Source organism: Okeania sp. SIO2B9 (assembly GCF_010672505.1).
In the GTDB taxonomy this organism is placed as follows: Bacteria; Cyanobacteriota; Cyanobacteriia; order Cyanobacteriales; family Microcoleaceae; genus Okeania; species Okeania hirsuta.
In genome coordinates, this window is the sequence record NZ_JAAHGK010000662.1 from 1 (window position 1) to 4,203 (window position 4,203).

The following is a 4,203-nucleotide window of genomic DNA, read 5'->3' on the forward strand; positions in this document are numbered from 1 at the left end:
CTTTGGTTTGGAGTCTATTTTGTGGGAAGGTGTGAAATTTTACTATTGCGTATGGCAAAACAGTAGTGAATAAATTTTTAGTTTCTGATTTGTAATTAAGTCAGATTTTTTCTGTGTTGAGCGATCGCCTTTGGTTTGGAGTCTATTTTGTGGGAAGGTGTGAAATTTTACTATTGCGTATGGCAAAACAGTAGTGAATAAATTTTTAGTTTCTGATTTGTAATTAAGTCAGATTTTTTCTGTGTTGAGCGATCGTCTTTGGTTTCGAGTCTACTTTGTGGAAAGGTTTGAAATTCTACTATTGCGTATGGCAAAACAGTAGTGAATATATTTTTGGTTTCTGATTTATAATTAAGTCAGATTTTTCTCCCTTGAGCGATAGAGATAGTTTAATTCCCTCAAATTGATATTTCGTGTAAAACTTTAAACAGTTGATAAATTAGGATTTAATTATGGCAAATTTACAAATAGAAAAATCTACATCTTATACTCGTGAAGATTGGCAAAAAGGATATGAATCTCAACCCAATGAATATGATTATTGGATTGATGATATAGAAGGTGAAATACCAGCAGATTTGAATGGTACTTTTTTCCGCAACGGACCCGGTTTATTAGATATTAATGGTCAGGCGATCGCTCATCCTTTTGATGGTGATGGAATGGTTTGTGCTATTGGTTTTAAAAATGGTCGTGCCCACTTCCGAAATAGCTTTGTTAAAACGGAAGGATATGTGGCAGAAAAAGCAGCAGGAAAAATTCTCTATCGAGGCGTTTTTGGCACTCAAAAACCTGGTGGTTGGTTAGCTAATATTTTCGACCTAAAAAATAAAAATATTGCCAATACTGGTATTCTTTATTGGGGGAATAAACTTTTGGCATTGTGGGAAGGAGCAGAACCTCATCAGTTAAATCCAAAGACATTAGAAACTATTAAACTTGATGATTTAGATGGAATTTTACAACCTGGTCAAGCTTTTTCTGCTCACCCCAGAATTGAGAAAGGAAAGGATGGTAAAGGAGATGTTTTAGTTAACTTTTCTGTAAAGCCTGGTTTATCGAGTACTATCACTATTTTTGAGTTTAATAGTCAGGGAAAATTATTCAAACGTTACTCTAATTCGATTCCTGGTTTTGCCTTTTTACACGATATGGCAATTACACCAAATTACTGTATCTTTTTCCAAAATCCTGTTACTTTAAATCCTATTCCTTTCTTCTTGGGACTGCGAGGTGCTGGTCAATGTTTGAAATTTTCACCTAATAAATCAACACAGGTTATTTTAATTCCTCGTGATGGTAGTAAAGCTATGAAAATTTTGGAAACGAAACCTTGTTTTATATTTCATCATGCTAATGCTTGGGAAAAGAATGGGGAAATTTATGTAGATTCTATTTGTTATGAATCTTTCCCACAAGTTGACATGGGTGATGATTTTCGTGAATTAGATTTTGACTCAATTCCAGCAAGTCAATTATGGCGATTTAAGATTAATTTGTCAGAGAATAATGTAGAACATAAATTGCTTGAAAGTCGTTGTTGTGACTTTCCGAATCTAAATCCGAATAATGTGGGAGAAGCTTATCGATATTTATTTATTGGAGTAGCAGAACAACCAAGTGGAAACGCTCCTTTACAAGCAATATTAAAGATTGATTGGCAAACAGGAGAACGTCAAATTTTTAGTGTTGCACCGCGAGGTTTTGCCGGAGAACCTTTATTTGTTCCTTTTCCGAATGGGGTGAATGAAGATGATGGTTGGTTATTGATGTTGATGTATGATGCGGCAGAACATCGGTCGGATGTTGTGATTTTGGATGCTAGAGATTTGAATAAAAAACCTGTGGCAATTTTGCATTTAAAGCATCATATTCCTTATGGTTTACATGGGAGTTTTACACCTCATTATTTTGGGGAGTAATTGATGTTTGGTTGACTTGAAAATCTAGAGGCAAACGGTTGTTTAATTGGGGGGGATTGATCTGATATTTCCCCCAATTTATAGAGGGGTATTAGCCACAGCTTACTTTAGGGACAGATGAAGTAGATAACCTAATATTTCCTGATTTAGATGGATTCTTAAAGTAAAAGTAAATCAAAGCAATCTATCTAAAATTAATAATATGAATAACGAGGAATCTAACAAGAAAAACAATAATCAAATTATTCAGGGTGACAAAAATATAATAATTCAAGTGAATAACAATCATTCTACAGCCTATGCATCTGAAAAAAATCCGAATCCAAAAGAAGAGAAAAATATAGCATTAGCATTTATAATAACTGGCAGTCTCAATATTACACACGAGCTCACATTAAAAGTAATTGAAAAACATCTACAAAAAATTGCTGCTGATGCGGATGATGCAGAATTAACAATTGTTGATGTTGATGAAGGAAGTTTAAAGTTTGTGTTAAAAGGTTCTCCAGAAGGTTTGGAAAAAATAGAAAAATTATTTAACTCTGAAGAATTAACAGAAATATTTGATGTGCCAATAAAAAATGTTGAGTTTATCGAGCCTGAAAAGGAAAAATTAGCATTTTCAATTACTGGGGATATTTCTGACACTGATGTGGCAAAAATTAAAGCTGCGGTTACTGGAGTTGATGAAAAAGAACTATTAATTCAAAAAATTAGAACTTATCGAAGGAGCGAAAAATTAAATCTTAGTGGAGCTGACCTTAGTGGAGCTGACCTTAGTGGAGCTTACCTCAGAGGAGCTGACCTTAGTGGAGCTAACCTCAGAGGAGCCGACCTTAGTGGAGCCATCCTTAGAGGAGCTGACCTTAGTGGAGCTTACCTCAGAGGAGCTAACCTCAGAGAAGCCGACCTTAGTAGAGCTTACCTCAGAAAAGCCATCCTTAATGGATCCGACCTCAGAAAAGCCATCCTCAGTGGAGCCATCCTCAGTGGAGCTTACCTCAGAAGAGCTATCCTCAGTGGAGCCATCCTTAGAGGAGTTTACCTCGAAGAAACCGACCTCAGTGAAGCTGACCTCAGAGAAGCCGACCTTAGTGGAGCTTACCTCAGAAAAGCCATCCTCAGTGGAGTAATCCTCAGAGAAGCCGACCTTAGTGGAGCTATCCTTAGTGGAGCTAACCTCAGTGGAGCTAAATTAGAAAACAGTAAAGTAATAAATACAAAATTCAGCAGCAATAGCCAAGGAATGAATGAACAACTCAAACAAGACCTCATTCAACAAGGAGCTATTTTTGAAGATTCTTAGGAAGACCCAGTATTAGCTCCAATGCGTCGCTAATATTAGCCACAGTTTAGTTTAAAAATTGGGAGTATTGTCCAAAACTCTAAGCAAAGTTAATCAAAGTCTCTCACCATAATTAATTAGGGCTTGCTGATTAATTCTAAAAGTATTTACAGATAAAGGTTTTAGCGTTTTAGCGTTGAAAAAAGTACCAACTTTTTGGTGGAAAAAGCTCATGCGTGCTGGTATTTTAGGATGATTATGGCAGAAAAATTGAGAGACAATTCTTGCTCCTACCTCCTCTACATTCCCATTTCTCCTGTCTCCTGTCTCCTGTCTCCTGTCTCCTACAAAGAGCAAAAAGACTTTATTCAGCAGACCCTAATTAACAATAATTGACGTAGTTTAACGGTCTAAGCAACATTGATTTGTCACGATAAAATTTTTTCCTATCTAATTATAAAATCGTAATTTTCTAGTGCCGGAAAATTATCAATAGTAGCAAATAATATCATGTTCATTAGAACAGTTATAATTAGGCTCGTAATTTTGCTGGAGCAATAATACTAAGTATTGTAAGGGCTAGGGCTTAATTACAAAAAAACAAAAACTTTATGATCAGTAATTAATCGATATGAGTTTTTGTTGGGTTGCCCTATCGCTTAACCCAACCTACAAATTACTTATGCTTTTTCCCATTCTGTGCCACCTCACATAAAATTGGTATAACACCTAAAACCTACCACCTAATTATTAATATGAATTATGAAACTGCCCGTCAATTTCTCATAGATCAAGGAACAGCTTTAGAAACTAAAATTAATCCAGATGCTTTCCTCATGCGTCTCGAACAAGGTAAACCTCCTATTCCTGGCCAAGCAACTAATATTTTGTTAGCTCTAAAAATCTCTTTTGAAATGTTGCAAGGAGATCCTCTTCTAGACCGAGAATTAGTTGCCGGATTATATTTATTAGCAATAGAAAGTCTAAAATTATTTA

The 4,203-nt window shown here is 35.5% G+C and carries 4 protein-coding genes; 3 read left to right on the forward strand and 1 reads right to left on the reverse strand.

The annotated features are described in order from the left end of the window. Positions 1–452 precede the first annotated feature (452 nt). A complete protein-coding gene (locus tag F6K13_RS21080; protein ID WP_287288278.1) occupies positions 453–1,922 on the forward strand; it encodes a carotenoid oxygenase family protein in 1,470 nt (489 codons plus the stop codon). 202 nt (positions 1,923–2,124) lie between these two features. Continuing rightward, positions 2,125–3,228 (forward strand): pentapeptide repeat-containing protein, encoded by a 1,104-nt coding sequence (locus F6K13_RS21085; protein ID WP_124154620.1) that lies wholly within the window; start codon positions 2,125–2,127, stop codon positions 3,226–3,228. 93 nt (positions 3,229–3,321) lie between these two features. Here F6K13_RS21085 and F6K13_RS21090 read toward each other — a convergent pair whose 3' ends face one another. Next, positions 3,322–3,564, reverse strand: coding sequence for a hypothetical protein (locus F6K13_RS21090; protein ID WP_287242550.1), 243 nt, complete (start codon positions 3,562–3,564; stop codon positions 3,322–3,324). A 398-nt stretch (positions 3,565–3,962) separates the two neighbouring features. Here F6K13_RS21090 and F6K13_RS21095 point away from each other — a divergent pair. Next, on the forward strand, positions 3,963–4,203 hold a 241-nt coding region (locus F6K13_RS21095), incomplete at its 3' end, for a Dethiobiotin synthetase (RefSeq protein ID WP_287288281.1).